The organism is Candidatus Saccharimonadales bacterium (assembly GCA_035697325.1).
GTDB lineage: Bacteria > Patescibacteriota > Saccharimonadia > Saccharimonadales > Saccharimonadaceae > JALRBM01.
The window spans coordinates 127265-143030 of the sequence record DASSDB010000002.1; the positions used below are offsets into that span (position 1 = coordinate 127265).

General features: G+C 47.5%; 21 protein-coding genes and 4 tRNA genes. 8 read left to right on the top strand and 17 right to left on the bottom strand.

Annotation, left to right across the window (positions count from 1 at the left end):
• Positions 1 to 3: 3 nt before the first annotated feature.
• The 3 genes from VFH06_01050 to VFH06_01060 all read right to left on the bottom strand — a co-directional run bounded on the left by VFH06_01050 (position 4) and on the right by VFH06_01060 (position 1471).
• Positions 4 to 330 (bottom strand): hypothetical protein, encoded by a 327-nt coding sequence (locus VFH06_01050; GenBank protein HET6746677.1) that lies wholly within the window; start codon positions 328 to 330, stop codon positions 4 to 6.
• Between the two features lie 290 nt (positions 331 to 620).
• Positions 621 to 1079: a 23S rRNA (pseudouridine(1915)-N(3))-methyltransferase RlmH gene (locus tag VFH06_01055; protein ID HET6746678.1), complete on the bottom strand. Its 459-nt coding sequence runs from the start codon at positions 1077 to 1079 to the stop codon at positions 621 to 623.
• A complete protein-coding gene (locus VFH06_01060; GenBank protein ID HET6746679.1) occupies positions 1079 to 1471 on the bottom strand; it encodes an HIT domain-containing protein in 393 nt (130 codons plus the stop codon). The genes VFH06_01055 and VFH06_01060 overlap by 1 nt, the downstream gene beginning before the upstream one ends.
• Positions 1472 to 1512: 41 nt before the next feature.
• Here VFH06_01060 and VFH06_01065 point away from each other — a divergent pair.
• Positions 1513 to 1601: transfer RNA gene (locus tag VFH06_01065), tRNA-Ser, on the top strand.
• 14 nt (positions 1602 to 1615) lie between these two features.
• The gene (locus tag VFH06_01070) at positions 1616 to 1981 is read left to right on the top strand and encodes a DUF4190 domain-containing protein (GenBank protein HET6746680.1); all 366 of its coding nucleotides are present in this window, start codon (positions 1616 to 1618) and stop codon (positions 1979 to 1981) included.
• Between the two features lie 144 nt (positions 1982 to 2125).
• On the opposite strand, the gene VFH06_01075 is transcribed toward VFH06_01070, so the two are convergent.
• From VFH06_01075 to VFH06_01090, 4 genes are all read right to left on the bottom strand, one after another.
• Positions 2126 to 2202, bottom strand: a tRNA-Arg gene (locus tag VFH06_01075).
• A gap of 130 nt (positions 2203 to 2332) precedes the next feature.
• Positions 2333 to 2962 carry a hypothetical protein gene (locus VFH06_01080; protein HET6746681.1) on the bottom strand — a complete coding sequence of 210 codons (630 nt, stop codon included), beginning with the start codon at positions 2960 to 2962 and terminating at the stop codon, positions 2333 to 2335.
• A gap of 44 nt (positions 2963 to 3006) precedes the next feature.
• Positions 3007 to 3474, bottom strand: coding sequence for a helix-turn-helix domain-containing protein (locus VFH06_01085; protein ID HET6746682.1), 468 nt, complete (start codon positions 3472 to 3474; stop codon positions 3007 to 3009).
• A gap of 173 nt (positions 3475 to 3647) precedes the next feature.
• Positions 3648 to 3740 (bottom strand) — tRNA-Ser (locus VFH06_01090).
• 82 nt (positions 3741 to 3822) lie between these two features.
• Between VFH06_01090 and VFH06_01095 the strand changes: the two genes are divergently transcribed.
• The gene (locus VFH06_01095) at positions 3823 to 4251 is read left to right on the top strand and encodes a hypothetical protein (protein ID HET6746683.1); all 429 of its coding nucleotides are present in this window, start codon (positions 3823 to 3825) and stop codon (positions 4249 to 4251) included.
• Positions 4252 to 4453: 202 nt separating this feature from the next.
• Here the strand turns inward: VFH06_01095 and VFH06_01100 are convergent, their stop codons facing one another.
• The 3 genes from VFH06_01100 to VFH06_01110 all read right to left on the bottom strand — a co-directional run bounded on the left by VFH06_01100 (position 4454) and on the right by VFH06_01110 (position 5547).
• A complete protein-coding gene (locus tag VFH06_01100) occupies positions 4454 to 4876 on the bottom strand; it encodes a hypothetical protein (GenBank protein ID HET6746684.1) in 423 nt (140 codons plus the stop codon).
• A gap of 18 nt (positions 4877 to 4894) precedes the next feature.
• Positions 4895 to 4984 (bottom strand) — tRNA-Ser (locus tag VFH06_01105).
• Positions 4985 to 5019: 35 nt separating this feature from the next.
• A complete protein-coding gene (locus tag VFH06_01110) occupies positions 5020 to 5547 on the bottom strand; it encodes a phosphoribosyltransferase family protein (protein ID HET6746685.1) in 528 nt (175 codons plus the stop codon).
• Between the two features lie 243 nt (positions 5548 to 5790).
• Between VFH06_01110 and VFH06_01115 the strand changes: the two genes are divergently transcribed.
• Entirely contained in the window at positions 5791 to 6264 is a 474-nt protein-coding gene (locus tag VFH06_01115) for an Hsp20/alpha crystallin family protein (protein ID HET6746686.1), read from the top strand.
• A gap of 130 nt (positions 6265 to 6394) precedes the next feature.
• Here VFH06_01115 and VFH06_01120 read toward each other — a convergent pair whose 3' ends face one another.
• The 6 genes from VFH06_01120 to VFH06_01145 form a co-directional block, all read right to left on the bottom strand.
• Positions 6395 to 6814: a hypothetical protein gene (locus VFH06_01120; GenBank protein HET6746687.1), complete on the bottom strand. Its 420-nt coding sequence runs from the start codon at positions 6812 to 6814 to the stop codon at positions 6395 to 6397.
• Positions 6815 to 6887: 73 nt separating this feature from the next.
• Complete coding sequence (locus tag VFH06_01125; protein HET6746688.1) at positions 6888 to 7250, bottom strand: hypothetical protein; 363 nt, start codon at positions 7248 to 7250, stop codon at positions 6888 to 6890.
• A 12-nt stretch (positions 7251 to 7262) separates the two neighbouring features.
• Positions 7263 to 7643, bottom strand: a complete 381-nt coding sequence (locus tag VFH06_01130) for a hypothetical protein (protein ID HET6746689.1) — start codon at positions 7641 to 7643, stop codon at positions 7263 to 7265.
• Positions 7644 to 7937, bottom strand: coding sequence for a hypothetical protein (locus VFH06_01135; GenBank protein ID HET6746690.1), 294 nt, complete (start codon positions 7935 to 7937; stop codon positions 7644 to 7646).
• Positions 7937 to 8359 (bottom strand): hypothetical protein, encoded by a 423-nt coding sequence (locus tag VFH06_01140; protein HET6746691.1) that lies wholly within the window; start codon positions 8357 to 8359, stop codon positions 7937 to 7939. Before VFH06_01140 ends, VFH06_01135 begins: the two co-directional genes overlap by 1 nt.
• A 9-nt stretch (positions 8360 to 8368) precedes the next feature.
• Positions 8369 to 8761: a hypothetical protein gene (locus tag VFH06_01145; GenBank protein ID HET6746692.1), complete on the bottom strand. Its 393-nt coding sequence runs from the start codon at positions 8759 to 8761 to the stop codon at positions 8369 to 8371.
• Positions 8762 to 8897: 136 nt separating this feature from the next.
• Between VFH06_01145 and VFH06_01150 the strand changes: the two genes are divergently transcribed.
• Complete coding sequence (locus VFH06_01150) at positions 8898 to 11618, top strand: hypothetical protein (protein HET6746693.1); 2721 nt, start codon at positions 8898 to 8900, stop codon at positions 11616 to 11618.
• Between the two features lie 50 nt (positions 11619 to 11668).
• Here VFH06_01150 and VFH06_01155 read toward each other — a convergent pair whose 3' ends face one another.
• Entirely contained in the window at positions 11669 to 11926 is a 258-nt protein-coding gene (locus tag VFH06_01155) for a hypothetical protein (GenBank protein HET6746694.1), read from the bottom strand.
• Positions 11927 to 12072: 146 nt separating this feature from the next.
• Between VFH06_01155 and VFH06_01160 the strand changes: the two genes are divergently transcribed.
• From VFH06_01160 to VFH06_01170, 3 genes are all read left to right on the top strand, one after another.
• Positions 12073 to 12591: a hypothetical protein gene (locus VFH06_01160; GenBank protein HET6746695.1), complete on the top strand. Its 519-nt coding sequence runs from the start codon at positions 12073 to 12075 to the stop codon at positions 12589 to 12591.
• A gap of 215 nt (positions 12592 to 12806) precedes the next feature.
• Positions 12807 to 13745 (top strand): hypothetical protein, encoded by a 939-nt coding sequence (locus VFH06_01165; GenBank protein HET6746696.1) that lies wholly within the window; start codon positions 12807 to 12809, stop codon positions 13743 to 13745.
• Between the two features lie 55 nt (positions 13746 to 13800).
• A complete protein-coding gene (locus VFH06_01170; GenBank protein ID HET6746697.1) occupies positions 13801 to 15765 on the top strand; it encodes a hypothetical protein in 1965 nt (654 codons plus the stop codon).
• The last annotated feature ends 1 nt before the right edge of the window (position 15766 follow it).

The following is a 15766-nucleotide window of genomic DNA, read 5'->3' on the forward strand; positions in this document are numbered from 1 at the left end:
CCTCTACACGAGCGGTAAATTATAATTATCAAAAGCATGATGACCTTTAGGCGCATACTTTTGAAGAAGATGCCTTCGATCTTCGCTACGAGGCTGGATACCTGGCGTTGACGTCTGATACGATCGCATCGCCTGCGAAAACGACGTTCGCTCCGCATGGGGGTGAGTATCGTTCGTTATTACTGGTTTACCCGAAAGATCATATTGCACAGTAGGAGCTGTCAAAAACGTCGCCGTTGCTTTATCGAGTTTCGTATCATGAATAAAAATACCCGATGCCGTGCCTATGCTAAGTAAGAAAGTAAAAATGCTAATAAGTGATGGTGTCATGTTTATTTTCGTAAGGTTACTTTATTAAATTAGCATAAGTTTTATATATTGTCAATTAGGTGTCTTCGATTACCTTATCCATTTACACTCTCCATACTGAAAAACGATCCCTTGGATATGGCTTCTACCAAGGAAGGGGTGAGGCATGTCCCAGCCGGAAATCTACGCCAAGCATATTCGAAGCGGATTCATCTTTTGGCATAACAACAAACACCACAGAGCCCGCCTAGACGCAAAGAAGTGCAGTCATCCCCAAGAGATCCCGCTAAAACTACTTTGGCGGGTTTTCTCTATTCATGGTGATACAGACCGCCGTGTGAGATTTCTTGCGCCCGATAAAGCTGCTCTACAAGAAGCAGACGAACAAGTTGATGAGGGAAAACAAGAGGTGACAGTGACCACACGCTGTCCGCCCTCGCATGAACTGATGCATCAACGCCATACGCGCCCCCTATAATGCACACGATTCGGCGAGAGGACTCCAAAGGCGCAAGAAGTAACCTGGAAAAGGCGACTGAATCAAGTAGTTTTCCTCGCTCATCTAATAGAATCACAAAATCATCGCCTTTAAGTGCTTCTAAGATCCTTGCCGATTCTTCACGGCGAGCTTCGTCTTTTTGGCGTGAGGAGTGGGGCAAGAGCAGCCACGAAGCCATGAAAGGTTTTCGCAACCGCGCCTCATATTTCTCAATACCATCTGCCACCCAGGCTTCGTGTTTTTTACCGATTGCAATGATTTGAATGGGCATTAGATTCGGAGCTTCTCGGCTACGGTCGCTAATGCAGTGTGATCGGGCTCCGCGTTCATATCTTGAGGTGCCTTAAACTCTTCTACAATATTAAAGGGTATGAGCTGAACATGAGCATGCGGAACGTCGACGCCAATAATTTTTTCGCCTACATAGCGAACACCCAGCGTCTTGCGCAAATGAAGGGCAAGCTTTTTTGTCACATCCATCACCGCGCGGTAATCTTCATCTGTAAGATCCCATACAAACTCAACTTGCACTTTAGGAATTACCAGCACATGACCGGGCTGGACAGGGTGGATATCGAGAAAAGCAAGTACTCGCTCGTCTTCATAGATTTTATGAGCCGGAATCTCACCATTTATAATCCTAGTAAAAATAGACGCTTCCATAGAGGTATTGTAGCATTTTTGCTACAATGACAGATAGGTAAGGAGAGGTGCAGGAGTGGTTGAACTGGCCGCTCTCGAAAAGCGGTGAATCGCTAAGGTTCCGAGGGTTCGAATCCCTCTCTCTCCGCCAAGAAAGGTATTATTATGGCAACTAAAGAAACAAAGCAACAAATAGTGCAAGCCGAAGCTCAAGCACCTCAGCCGAGTGACAACTCACTTTCAATTATCTCTGTCGTTCTCGGAACGGTATCACTTATAGGACCGGGGCTCCTTTTAGGTATCCCGGCAATTATCGTTGGTGCGATAGCGCTCAAAAAACAGCAAGGCGAAAAAGGTGTTAGCATCACCGGTATCGTTACTGGTGCGATCAGTACAGTTTTCTCCGTTATTATTCTCGCTCTTGTCATTTGGGGATTTGTATGGGGAATGAATCACCCAGAAGAAATGCGTGACAAGCGCCGCATACCGACTCAAGAACAACGAGAACGATTCGATTTGCAGCGATCATAGAAACCCGACAGGATATCGCTTCGCTCCTTCGTTCATTTACGAAAAATGTAAACACTTTTTCGTTTCACTCACTACGCCGAACCTTACGGTTCTTGCAGAATACTACCAAGAAAATAACCTCACATAAAAGTGAGGTTATTTTCTTGGTACACCCGACAGGATTCGAACCTATGGCCTTCGGCTCCGCAAGCCGACGCTCTATCCAGCTGAGCTACGGGTGCAAATACGGCGCTGAGCTAAAAGTCCAGCGCCGCGTTTCGTGTAACTAGAAGGTACTTTCAGCTACCAATTTGCAGCGAACATGGGTTATTGTACCACGTATATGTATGTTGCGGCAAGAGATGACGTGCGTTAGATTCGCAGTTTTCGAATGACCTTATCAACAAAATCAAGATGAAGTGTCAACATGGGGAGCCTAGCACCGAGGCTATCAACGATGGCTTCGCCCGCATCTTCAGGGAAGTACACCACAATTCCTGGGCGAAAACGTTTCACAGGAATAAGCATAACTGAATACTCTTCGCCGTCCCGGATAACCCCGAATCCTTTGAATTCGGAAAAAGAATAGAGATGATCATTCACGTGGAGGCCTTGCTTACCAAGAGAGTAGTCGATTACACGCGGTGGTCTATGGATGTAAACCAGGAGGGCCGCCGCCATGACAGGTACAAGGATCGCAAAAGAAAGCGAATCCATTAAAAAGATAGCCGCCGCCACAAGTATGGCGATCACAACACCAAAAATAACGAACCAAAGAACGTTCTTCTCTCGATGGATATACTCTTTTGCCTGCCAATGCACCGGCTCACTTAATGCGTTTTTAGATGGAGGCACTTCCGGTTGTTGGTTTGGGGCTGGTTGCTCAGGACTGAGGGATACAACAGGGGCCGGTTTTTGCGTATCTGAATCAGCAGCATACGGTGCTTGCGACGGCTGCGTTGGAGGCTCTTGCCATGTATCATCTTCGTGATTTGGCTGCATATTTTCAGTATAACATGAGTGGAATAAGAGAAAAGTGACAAATATTACCCGTGGGTAACTCCCATACGCGCAGCAACACTCTCGGGGCCGTTAAAGAGTGAATTGCCACGGCTGACAGCATCTTGGATTATGCCAAACATCGTCGTTCTATCTTCGCAAATCTTCTCGACAAGTGCGCGGGGCGCTTCTGAAAGGGGATCGGTCTCCGAGCTCCACCGGGACATTTCAAGCAACATAGGAATAAGCTCTAAGCCTTTTTCAGTCAACACGTACAAGTCTTTGCGCTTATCGTCTTCGCAGCGCTTTTTTTCAATGATGCCACGCTGCTCCAGATGAGCCAACCGTGAAGCAAGAATATTAGTAGAAATACCTTCTCTCGAAGCCAAAAATTCCCCATAGGTGTGCTTGCCCCAAAACACAATGTCCCGCACAATAAGAAGTGACCATGGATCGCCAAACGATTCGAGTGCAAAATTGACCGGACAATGTGATTTTATATCTGTTCGCTTCATACGAACAATGTATCACACTTGCATAATAAAAGTAAATACGATGTCTCAAAAAACTGAGGAAGATTGCAGCGGAAGTTATACTGCGGATGAAAGCAAGATATACTTCTTACTATTAGCCCTGAGATAAGATGACCCAAACAAAAACACCATGTTTATCACATGGTGCCTATGCTTGGCGGAGGAGAGGAGATTCGAACTCCTGCTACAGGTCTCCCCGTACTAACGATTTAGCAAACCGTCCCCTTCAGCCACTTGGGTACTCCTCCGTAGATTTACGGCTTGGTTTATTGTAACACAAAACAGAGGCGAGAGGTAGACTTTACCTCATTTTTTGCTATAATTAAGACTATGTGGTCTAAGCGCATAAAAACAATTCGCTTTTTGTTTTTGCTTGGCAGTCTCTTCCTTGCTATTGCTCTTTTGGCGGCTATTCCTAGCACTACTTTTGCTACTGGTTTTGACATGGGCATGCTTGATGGTGCTAACTCCGCCAGGGGCATCGACCAAGCCACGACACTGTTTGGCTCTACGGGTATTTTTACGACCATTAGCAATGTCATGCTATTTCTCGTAGGCGCCATTAGTGTGATCATGGTTGTCATTGGTGGTATGCGCTATGTTATTTCCGGAGGAAATACAGCGAACGTCGGTGCAGCTAAAAACACCATTCTTTATGCTATTGTAGGGCTCGTGATCTCTATTCTTGCCTATGCAGTTATTAATTTTGTTATCGGTAGTTTTGTTCCTGGTGGAGAAGTGAGCGGGACAAACGTATAGGGAAGTAGCGAGAAACTTGTATCGGATCCACGATACATTTGTTTTTTTATAGTATTATGTTATTATATATACTGACCTAACCTACGTCACGGGAGACGGTATGTCTTTGGATCTGAGAGTAGCCCCGTTCGAGTCCAACCCTCTCATGCAGTGGGCGCTCAAAACGGTAAAGGCGGCCATTCCGAGAGGATATGAAGCCGTATCACTCGTGGCCTATCAAGATGATTTGCCGCGAGTCGACGCCACTGCTTATGCCCTCGACAGGGAGGGCAATGAAGTGGGTCGTTGCGCCCTCGTCCTTGAGGGCGAGGTATGGCAAGCTGCTTTCTTGCTGCTTTCCACTCAACTCATCATCGACAGGGTACTCAGGGATCGGTACGAGGACAGAAAGGTGGAGTACGAGGCTTACCAGGCTGAAGTGAGGCTCGCAAATGAGCCCTGGCAGGCAGCGAACGTCGACGTCAACTACATGCCAGATCGGGACCGGATAGGTATCGACTTGGTAATCTCGAGATAGCCCGAGAGTAGTACGGTCACCCCTCGACGAAATGAACTGCTCTTTTAGTTCTTTCGTCGAGGGTTTCACCATATTTAGATGATGCACCAAGAAAATAAGATGATCCAAAAGATCATCTTATTTTCTTGGCGGAGAGAGTGGGATTCGAACCCACGGTGCCGTTGCCGGCACGACGGTTTTCAAGACCGTTACCTTCAACCACTCGGTCATCTCTCCAGGTTGCTTGGCCCATAATAACAGATACGGCCTTTTTAGTCGAGAGGCTGGCGAGCGATCGCTGCCACCCACACGTCAGTCGCGCCTGCTTCCCGAAGTAAACGAGCGGCTGCTTTTATTGTCGCACCCGTCGTTACAATGTCGTCAACGATCAAAATCGTTTTATTTTCACAGCTGCCCCGCGCCGCAAAAGCAAGTGCGGCCTGTTCTGATCGCTTTCGCTTTGTTTTTCCTGTTTGCACCGAGTGTGTTCGTCGTTCTAAAAGTCGCTCAGGTTTTCGATTGTTCAGCTTGGCAAGCTGCCGGGCAATTAAGTATGTATGGTCATAGCCACGCTGGCGAATATGCGCAGGATTGCTAGGGATAGGGACAACGCTACATGCTTCGGGTAAAATACCAATCCTCTGGAACAGTAGGTCCGCAAGCACCCGGGAGGCCGCTCGTTTCCTTTGGAACTTGTAATCATTGGTGAGAAGAAGGAGCTCATCGGCACGCTCGCCGACATACCAGGCCCTCGAAAAGGGAGGTTGACACTCTTTGCAAACACCTTCACTAGAGCACACGCATCCGCATAGTATACAGGTGCTAAAATCCTCACTTATGATGTTATATTTACAATTATCGCATAAAAGCGCACCCGTTTTTCCGCAAGAATAACAGAGGTGTGGAGCGAGTGTGGAGAGAAGCATATCAATCATTGTGTTTTTTACGTTTTGCACATTCGTTTTATTGATTATACCGTACATGTTAGTTATAATTGAAGGGACTATTTGTCAATAGAGCCTAGAGAAAAAGTGGAGGATATCATGGCACGCAAACAAAATGACGATCTGTTGATCGAAGATGAACTGGCCGCCGCGTTCCTAAATGACGACGAGCTCAGCGAGCAGCAACAAGCGGCCGCTCCAGCAGCAGTAAACGATAACGCGGCATGGGAAGAGTCAGAAGAAGACTTCCCAGGACAACTTGCCGTTGATGTATATGAAACCGACGAGAAACTCATTGTTAAAGCCCGCACCGCAGGTGTTAACAAAGAAGATCTCGACGTCAGTATCAGCGACGGAATTCTTACAATTAGCGGTACGCTCTCAAGCGGAGACGACACTGAAGCGACCAACTGGCATATCCAGGAATGTTACTGGGGTGAATTTAGCCGTACGCTTGCGCTTCCAGTTCCTGTAAAGGAAGACGAGGTTGAAGCAGTTCTTAAAGATGGTGTACTTACCATCAGCTTCACCAAAGTCAAACAAGAACAAGCCAAAAAGATTACTATCCAGTAGTAAGAAAAAGTTTTCCCTATGTAAAAGCACCCCAATTGCGAGGAGAGGGGTGTTTTTATTTTATCGCCTCCCAGCACCTAATAAAATAGCCACTCTTTGTAAGTGGCTATTTTATTAATTTAGCTAGAACCTAGGCGCCTGAACCGCTAGCCGAGAAGCTTGATACGACGAAATTGACCAACGCGTAAGCAAGAATTGATACGACAATACCGATAACAGCGTAGAGAATCGTGTTCTTCGCGCTTGTTACCGCCGCCGAGTCACCATTTGACACGGTGTAGCGGATACCACCGATGATCAGCATGATGACTGAAATCGCACCAATGATAAAGAGGAGCACGTTAGTAATGGTCTTAAAAATACCCTGGTCGCCGAATAGCTCGGCCTGCTGATCTTTACCTTTAGATGAATCTGCGCCATCCTGAAGACCTTTGTCGAATGCCGCATTTGCAGGGGTAGCCTGAAATACTGGGGCAACAAAGCTCACACCAAGCGCAAGTGCTGGTACGATCAATAAGCTTTGCAAACCTTTTTTGATTATACGTTTCATTGTTTATTCCTTTCTTAGGATTACTCTACCTTATGTTATATCAAACAGCCGTCGTTTTGTTAAGGCTTTAACCCTACTTAAATGATGTGACGACAAAGTTAACGATGGCATATGCCAAAATAGCAACGATCAGACCAATGACGGAATAAAGAATGGTATCTTTGGCACCTTTAACTGCGCTTGTATCACCGTTTGAAGTCGCATAACGAATACCACCGATGACGATCATTATAACTGCGATTGCTCCGAGGATGAAGAGAAGGATATTAACAACAGTCTTAAGGTTATCTTCTAGAGAAGTGCCGCCGTTACCACCCACGGCATTAACGCCACCCTGGATTTCGGATGCCGGGTCCGCATAGGTAAGCGATGGCATTAATACGATCGCACTGAGTGCCATAAATACCGTTACTATCGCGAGTTTGATTTTTTTCATAGTACCTCCTTTTTAAGCTCCGATAAATCTTCCTAATACGAAGTTGACAATAGCATACGACATAATTGCAATTACCAATCCGATAACCGAATAAAGAATCGTATCCTTTGCTTCCTTAACCTGGCTAGCATTTCCATTCGAAAGCGTGTAACGGATACCGCCCACGATAATCATAATCACCGCAATGATACCAACCACGAACAAAAGAATATTAATAACAATGGTGATCATGTTCGTGGCGTTGTCGCCCTGAGCCTTACATACGGCAGCATCCGCATTTGAGGCACATTGGTCAAATACGTTTACCGCAGACGCCGAAGGGGTAAAAATAAATAATCCTCCGAGCCCTAGCGCCACCACGAATGCGCTTATAAGTTGTTTCCACTTTTTCATTTAAAACCTCCCCAAGATAAATTGCGTAATAACGAATGCCATAATAATAACAACGAGTCCAACTACGGCATAAATGATCGCCTCACGAGCCCGCTTTGTATGTGATGGATTTGCCGTTGACGTCGTATAAAACAAGCCGGCGATAATAATAGCCAGCACACAAATAATACCCGCCCAGGTATATACCGTGGTTAGCACGGCACTCAGTGTCGCGTTCGGATCTGTCGCAGGGTTTTTAAGCCCAATTTCATCGGGTGTGATCTTATCGATTGCAAAAAGAAGAAATTGATTCATTACACAGCTCCCGCCACAATATTAACGATAGCTATTGAAAATATAGAGATTATCAAACCAATAACCGCGTTAAGAATGGTCTTGCGTGCCTTTACGATATCGTCGGGGCTACCCGTACTCGTAAGATACTTAAAACCACCCGCAATGATATAACCTACGGCGATATATCCGACAAGCTGGAGCATTACCTCAATAATATTAAGACCTATTTTTGCGATAAACGTCGGCAATCCACCCACATCATTTGGATTTTTAATATCACAGCTATCGTTAATGATACCGCGATACCATGCCGGAAAGGTAAGAAGGCGATCGTTACAAGCTGCCATGGCCGGTTGTGGCGCAGCAATAGTAAGTGCTGTGCCCCCAAGACTTGCGGTAAATATAATTGCGGCTATCCAGTTACGAATTATCTTCTTCATATATTCTCCTTATGCAAAAATGCCGCCAGGAATTAGGTAGTTCAGCACCAAATACATCAGGCCATAGGCGATTAACCCAATGACAACATTTCGAATAATCTCGATAGCTTTTTTGGTCTGTTCAGAGCTATCGCCGGCACTTGTGTAGAGGATAGAACCATATACAATACCGCCTACCGCAGCGATTCCTACGCCCGCCGTCATAATATTAAGAACAATGAGCAAAACACCCCACACACCGTTTTCTTTAGCATTTGGCCCCGAGCTCGATTGGGGACAAGAAATGATAGCAGTTTGCGCACCGCCACAACTCTCGGCCAATACAGCAGGTGCAGCAACGCCAGCCCCTACGAACGACGCGACAACGACAGCCAAACCAATGATTTTTTGTTTTATATTCATACCTACCTATAAAATACGATAAAAGCTCTGTAGGCGCAAGCAGAAACCACCGCGATTAACAGTATACTCACACCCTGTGTAAATGCAGTCCATTTGATTGACTTTTTTGCCATAAAGTGGTAGCATTAGCACTGATATGGTGGAATTGCGAAAAGCCTTTCTGCCCGGTAGTATATCGGGACGGAAAATTCTTTTGTTCGCCACAAGTATGCTCGTGGCCGTCTTCGCATTGCTTGGCATTTCTCCCACTGCCTACGCAGCCGACGCTACCTGGCAGGGCAATTCTATAACCTATGCCCAAAAGCAATATATTAAAACCGGAAATGCCGGCAGCAATGACCCTCGCGGTTTTGCCAAAGACACTCAAATATATGCCTACGTGGAGCCCATTGTATCGGGTTCTTCAAACCCAACCCAAAAAGCTCACCTAATCTATTTTGCTCCAGGTACAGACCCTACCAAGGCAACGACGGCATCGTATGTCGTGTACGATTACACGCCGCCAGACAGCTACACCAATCCCTCAGGGGCGACGCAGATCACCCTTGATCCTCAACCGGCAAATGCCAACGAAAACACTACCTCTTGTGCGCTAGAAGGTATTGGCTGGATTGTGTGTCCAGTCACTAAATTTTTGGCCGGGGCCATGGACTGGATGTATGGCATTCTCGCCAGCTTCCTTACCGTGCGTCCAGTACAAACGAGCCAAGATAATTCACTTTTCCGCATTTGGGCCGTTATGCGAAACTTTGCTAACATCGTCTTCGTTATCGGCTTCCTCGTTATTATTTATTCGCAAATAACCAACGCCGGTATCTCTAATTATGGTATAAAACGTTTGCTCCCGCGCCTTATCGCGGCGGCAATTTTGGTGAATTTATCATACTGGATATGCGCCATCGCGATCGACGTCTCAAATATCTTAGGTAATTCCATACAGGAATTGTTTATCAGCCTGCGTAATGTATTGGTGGGCCGAGAAGGGAACAACTGGGACATTATCAGCTGGGAGAGTATCTCCAGTTTCATTCTTTCTGGCGGAACAGCGGCCGTACTTGCGGGTATCGGAGCAAATATTTTACTCGGCGGTACGATTACCGGTTCGATCTTCATGCTCGTGCCGGTACTAGTAACGGTGCTCGTAGCCGTGTTGGTGGCACTGCTGGTTATGGCGCTTCGCCAAGCGCTTATTACTATACTAGTGATCGTATCGCCGCTGGCATTCGTAGCGTACTTGCTACCAAATACCGAGAAATACTTTGAAAAGTGGCGCGAGCTCTTCATGACAATGCTGCTGCTTTTTCCGATCTTTTCGGTTATTTTTGGTGGATCACAGCTGGCGGGTATGGCAATTATACAAAATGCCAATTCGATCAACCTCATTCTCCTTGGTATGGCCGTACAAGTTGCTCCAATTATTATTACGCCTTTACTTATTAAGTTCAGCGGATCACTACTTGGCCGCTTTGCCGGCATGGTCAACAACCCAAACAAGGGACTTATCGACCGCACTCGCAACTGGGCAAAGGATCGTGCCGAAAACCAAAAAGCTCGCGTACTTGCTGGCACACCGCGTGCCGGCTGGCGTGGAGCCGCCACCAGGCGCTCGCAAAACATTGAAACCAAGCGCCGCAAGCGCGAGGGCTGGCGCGCAGCCAATACCGCGCTGGCTGATGCTGCGTGGGCTAATAGCGAAGAATACTCAAAAATTCACCAGGCCAACCAACGTGCCGCACTTTCTAAAGAAGCAGGTGAAACAGCCGCGCAAGTACGCTTTGAAACCGCCAAAACAACCAATGCCGCGTTGCAGCACATGGACGTTGAGGCGCGAGCTGCTAAATTGAATTTGGATGTTACCAAGGCTAAAGTAGACGCCAATTGGCAAGAATTGATGGCGGGTAAGAGAACTAATGAAAACCTCCTCGACTTAGAGGCGCTGAATCCGGCAGAAGTTTCTCGTCGAGGTATTGGCAACTACCAGGCCTATCGCAACAATATGGTTGAAGCTATCAAACAAGCCTCGATCGATAATAACCTTGAAAAGCGCCGTGCCCACTCCGCTGAACATGTACGTCAAGAAGATATGACGAAGCTCATGCTTTCAGACAACTTAATACGTGAACGTGCTAAGGGTATTGATCCACACGGTGCCGATACAGCCCTAGCAAACGCCGTTGCCGAAGATCGAACTGCCTTTGGTAAATCTGTGGAAGAAGCAAAGCATGTATTGAAGCACTTTAACGTCAGCGCCGAAAAGCGAGCTGACCTCTTAAGAGGTGAGACTATTCACGTAACCGATAGCTCGGGACACCCGCGTGACTTCAGCCTTAAGGATACGTTCATTACCGAGGCTGCAATTGAAATCCAGATGAAGGAAGGAAGCTTTAGACAGAGGGAAGATATTATTGCCGAATCTGGTAAAGGCGGCAAGCTATATGCTCACCGAACCACTATTGGTGATGAAGCTAAGGCGAACAAGATCGGCGAAATGGCCGCTTACTTTGGTGGTTCCGCTATCGACCGTATTAAACAGGGTGAAATTAAGGGTAATGCTGGAATCGACCTGAACATTGCGCACACCATCCGTAGCGGTAAGCTCAAGGCCGCCCACCTTGCCGATATGGATTGGGAAGCCGTCCAGCGAGTGGTTAAGGTTGCACGAGCTAATGCACCTGCTGAATTCAATGCTGCACAGGTGGCCGAATACGAGCGAAACCGCGCTCAACTGGGCACACTGGCGAAGGAAGCACTCACGAACACCAGCCTTCGTGGCCGCGTGGCAAGGAACTCTCTAGAACACTTACAAAACCTTATACAAGACTTTCCTCCACCTCCAACACCGCCTAATAACCCTTAGTGCAACTTAGTTTTACGCCCCGGTCTGTTTTTACAGACCGGGGCGTTTACTTACTCGGAGGAGACGATAATAATCACTACGATCACGACAAGCGTGAGAATGATTCCCGCAACTCCGAGACCCTGAAAAACCTGGCCTGGGTCCATCGAGACCGCATCGTCATCCATAGCCGCACTGCCCAAAATCAGTGAGAGGACAGACAAGCCACCAAGGACAACGAGGGTCAGCAGAATCCAGATGAAAGCTCCTTCCTTTCGCCGCTTCGCCCGGTGAGGCGGGTCCGGCAAGTCAAACGGGTCGTCAGTCACAGGTCTTAGCTCCCTAGTGAATATAGGCACCTTCACCCTAACATAATAAACTAGAGTCAAAATAAAAAACTAATTAAACTTGCATTTCACCCGATAAAGTATATAATTACTCTGTCCAATCAGATACGCAACAGAGGCGGTGAAGTATGAGTTCTCTGGACGATTACTACGCGCGGCAAGATGGCGGTAAACAGGAGCGGGCCGACGATCTGCACATCCGGCAGTACAACCGCTGGGTCGACATCGTGCTCGAGGCCGTGCGGGAGTTCGCCCGTGCGGCCCAGACCCGCCCGCCCGCAACCTGCGAGTGGGTGTACGAAAATGGGCAGCGCACGGCTTCGTGGGAGCTCCTCAAGGAATACGACGACACCTACCGCATCAACTTGATGCAGGACGGCCGACTCGTGTACGTCAAGGGGTCGTACTACTCACTGAAGCCGCCCCCAGAGGGTCACGTCACCAATGTGATCCATCTGCGCCACATCTCCCACCAGTCGGAAGAGCAGGCAGTGGGGGTGGGATGGAGTACGCTGAGCGATCTGTGCAGCAACATCGTCACCAGCGGTTACCTGCGATTCCACATGCCGTCGCCCAGCCATTTGCACGACGATCTCCTCACGCACTGGTCTCGTACTCACCCGGCCGACGATCAGTCGAAGCGGTAGCACCCTGAATTGGACACCCGTCGCGTAGAAAAAACGCGGCGGGATTGTCCCTGAAGTTATTTCTCACCCCTGTATACACTTTTGATGTTAATATACATACGCTATATGTAGTGTATTAAAAGTATTTAAAACCCCTTGCGTTTTTAAGGGTATTAATGTATAATACAAAGGCAATAGGTTACTTATGCTGCGCGTTTCGCGCTAAGGAGCACAAAATGACTATTGAAAACCCCCATGCAAATCGTCTTAACGAACAAGGGGGTGTCATGCCTCCTGAAGAAGTAGACCAATCTCGTGGTACTGGAGAGATTCCTTACCAACAAACTGTCCATAACAACCCCGACACTTATCATATTCCTCAAACAGAAGAGGAAGAGCCAGGATTCCTCAAACGCCATTGGGGTAAAGTAGCTCTTGCTACCGCTGGTGTTGTCGCAGCAGGTGCCTACTACTTAGGCAACGCCACCGCTAACGATTCCGAACCCAAAAATATCCCAGACACCGGGTCACAGCCGGTTGCCACTGCTGAACAACACCCTGGTGGAAGCGCTCCAGCTACTTCAGCAGAAGCACCCGCCTCCAGCCCTGAAGCCAACCCTGCTGACACCGGAGTATCATTCGGCTCGCAGCACATGACCGTTGAAACAGCCAAAGCGACACTTTTTGAAGTTTCCGGAGCTAAAGCACCCTCGCCTAATGAAGCAGCTAAGCAATGGGCTGTCGCTCTTCAAAACGGTATGAAAATGAACGCAAGCCGCGAAGCGGTATCGCAAAACGGTGGTGTTGAAGCAACCGAAAAAGCCAACCTCGATCTTCTTACCGGTGCAGATGGAATTCTGCTTGGTCTTGGAAAGGATCATAACAGTGTTACTGATGCCGGAGCCGACTTTATGCAGCCAGCAACGCTTGTATATGAAGCTAATAAGGCGAACGTTGAAAACGAAACATTCTCACGTGTATATCTCACCAACATGCGCGTTACTGGAAGCGAAAGTGGTGGCTACACCGTGCTTGGCGACCTTACTGTCACGACAATGCGCGGAGAAGAGCCGCTGAGCAGTAGGGGATACAAGGCTGAGATCCACCAAAAGCTCGACCCCCAGACCAACAAGTGGGATTACACAGGTTCTCACGTTCTCAAAGATAACGGCTAAGCCTCTTACTTAACTATTGTTTCAAACTGCTATCGGTTTTATACTGATAGCAGTTATGTTTATGTGGCGTGATTTATTTTCTAACATAAGACGTCGAGTTCTTGTTTTAGCTGCCGTGCCGCTTTTGTCGCTCCTTAGCCTTTACACGCCATTTTTTGCAAATTCCGCCTATGCCGTTACGGCAGATGATGTCCTTAACCGCGCTCGTGCGTGGTCAATTTTGCAGGCGGTGATTGATAAGGCAAGTCTTCTTGATTCAAGTATTAGTAACGAAGACGCCAGCAACTGTCATATTTTTGGTGGTTCAGACAATGATGCGGTGTATGTTGGCCACTGGGCGACAGGTGATAACGATGATAACGGCACCGTTTACTCCAACGGAGGATCGTGGGACGCACTCGAAAACAGAGTGGATCTTGCTAATAATGCACTGGCTTCTGTGGGAATTCAGGGTGGCTGCCGAGGTTTGCTTGAAAAACTAGGCTACACCTCTAGCGGCGGCGACATGAATCAGCCAAAGGATTATAGTAATGGCGATGGCGAGGTCCGCGATAAACTCCAAGCTGCTCTTAAGGCTGATGCATTTTTTGGCAGACGGCTAAGCGATGGTTCACCTGGTGACGCAATTTCTTATGCAATGCTTTATTATGCGCTCACTAACGTATGCGGTTGGGCATATCGAAATCCTTTTGTACCCAACGATACATCACCGGGAGACGACGGAAGTAGAAACCGCGAAGCTCAAAACAACGGCTGGAGCGGTGATAGCCGTAACAGTCATTTTCATACATATACATATGAAAACGGTAAGGCAGGCGAGAATACATACTACAAAGGCGGAGGCCGCGAAGATGATATCCGTGTCGGCTCAAAAACCGGGTTTGCCAACTCTGGGAATAACGATGCTATCACCGACTGTGGCGACAATAACGCCGATACAATTGGAGCAAAGCTAGGAGATAACCCCCGTTTTGCAGATGCGTACGCGGCGCTTTTGAAGCCAGGCGGTCAATATACTCCAGGAACGTGTGGTGAAAAGTATCCGGCAGCCGGTACAGACGCAGAAGTCCAGCGAGCAAACGCTCTTCGAGCGGCTTGTGACGACGGTTTCAAAAATAAAACGGCTGGATATTGTGACAAATATAATAGCGATAAAGGCCTAAAAGACGCCTGTTTATACGGGCAACAGACCGCCACGGGTCTCTCCACAGATACGACGCCTGCCCAAGAAAAAGATCCTACTAAAAAAGAAGATAAAACCACGTGTGCCATCCCCGGTATCGGCTGGATCGTCTGCCCAATACTGAATTTGCTTGCGCAATTGGTAGATGGCGCATATAGTTTTGTTGCGGCTCTGCTTAAGGTACAGCCAGTTGTGATGGATACTAACTCCGGATTGTTCAAGGCGTGGTCGGTTATGCGAAACTTCGCCAATATTGCCTTTGTTATTGCCTTCTTGTTTATTATCTTTTCACAGGTGACCAGCTTTGGTATATCTAATTATGGTATTAAACGAATGCTGCCGCGGCTTATTATTGCGGCGATATTGGTCAATGTATCTTTCTGGATATGTTCGCTTGCTGTCGACCTTTCGAACATTGGTGGCGCATCGCTTAAATCTCTCTTTGATGGCATCGGGCAGGGATTAAGTCTTCCGAATACCGACAATGGATTCAACTCCGGTACTCAATGGCAGGGAATCGTTGGTGGACTACTTGGTGGTACCGTCCTTGTTGGAGCGGCTCTGTATATTGGGCTTTCGGCACTTATTCCGGTGATACTCGCTTGTCTTATCGCTATTTTGGCTGTATTCCTCGTATTAGTTATTCGCCAGGCATTGATTGTGCTATTAATCGTTATATCACCACTGGCGTTCGTGGCGTACTTACTACCTAATACCGAATCATTATTTACAAGATGGCGGAAACTATTTACGACTCTCCTTATCCTTTATCCTGTGGTATCGATCATATTTGGCGCTTCGGCTCTGGCGTCTAAAATCGTCATGGGAGGAAGCTAGC